Origin of the sequence: Cohnella sp. GbtcB17 (genome assembly GCF_019091135.1) — a bacterium.
Classification (GTDB): Bacteria; Bacillota; Bacilli; order Paenibacillales; family Paenibacillaceae; genus Cohnella.
Map to the genome: position 1 here is coordinate 1 of NZ_JAGXJW010000146.1, position 1,048 is coordinate 1,048.

The following is a 1,048-nucleotide window of genomic DNA, read 5'->3' on the forward strand; positions in this document are numbered from 1 at the left end:
GATCAGCGACAGCGTCAAGACCGGCATCGCCATCATTTATCAGGAACTCGCGCTGTTCCCGGATCTTACCGTCTACGAGAACATTTTTGCTGGCAACGAAGTGAAGCGAGGCGCGGTCGTCAACTGGAACCGTACGATCGTCGAAGCCAAGCGCATGTTGAATAAGGTTAAATTGAACGTCAATCCGGAGACGCTGATCAAAGATCTTGGCGTAGGCAAGCAGCAGCTCGTCGAGATCGCCAAGGCGCTCAGCAAGGAAGTGAAGCTGCTCATCCTGGACGAACCGACGGCCGCGCTCAACGAGAACGACAGCGAGAACCTGCTCGAACTGCTTCGCGAACTGAAGGATCAGGGCATCACCTGCATTATGATTTCCCACAAGCTCAAGGAAGTCATCTCCATCGCCGACAAGGCCACCGTCATCCGGGACGGACGCACGATCTGCACGCTCGACGCCGCCAAGGGCGAGATCACGGAAGGCGTCATCATCAAAAACATGGTCGGACGCGAGATCGAGGATATTTATCCGAAGCGTACGAACAAGAAATTCGGCGACACGATCCTCGAGGTCCGCGACTGGACCGCTTACGACGCCCCTTCGGGCAGAAACGTCGTAAAGAACGCCAACCTGCACGTTAAAAAAGGAGAAATCGTCGGGATCGCCGGCTTGATGGGCTCGGGGCGGACGGAGCTGGCACTCAGCGTCTTCGGCAATCCGAAGTCTTATAAACTGCAAGGCGAGCTGCTTGTGGAGGGCAAGCGCCGTTCGTTCAAGCATACGAGCGACGCGATCGAAGCGGGCATCGCGTACGTTACGGAAGACCGCAAGGGAGACGGCCTTTTCCTGCTTCAGGACATCAAGAGCAACGTCACGGCAGCGAATCTGCACGGCATCGCCAGAAGCGGCGTCATCAACCAGAACGAAGAGGTCAAGGTCGCCAACGAATATAAAAGGTCGATGAACGTGAAGGCCCCGTCCGTCGAGCAGATCGTCGGGAACCTGAGCGGCGGCAACCAGCAGAAAGTCATGCTCGGCAGATGGCTCGCC

At 56.9% G+C, this 1,048-nt stretch carries 1 protein-coding gene; it reads left to right on the forward strand.

What is annotated here, in order from left to right; all coding sequences use genetic code 11:
• Nucleotides 1–1,048, forward strand: a 1,048-nt coding sequence (locus KVT38_RS33380; RefSeq protein WP_217598044.1) for a sugar ABC transporter ATP-binding protein, incomplete at both ends; no start/stop codon positions are given.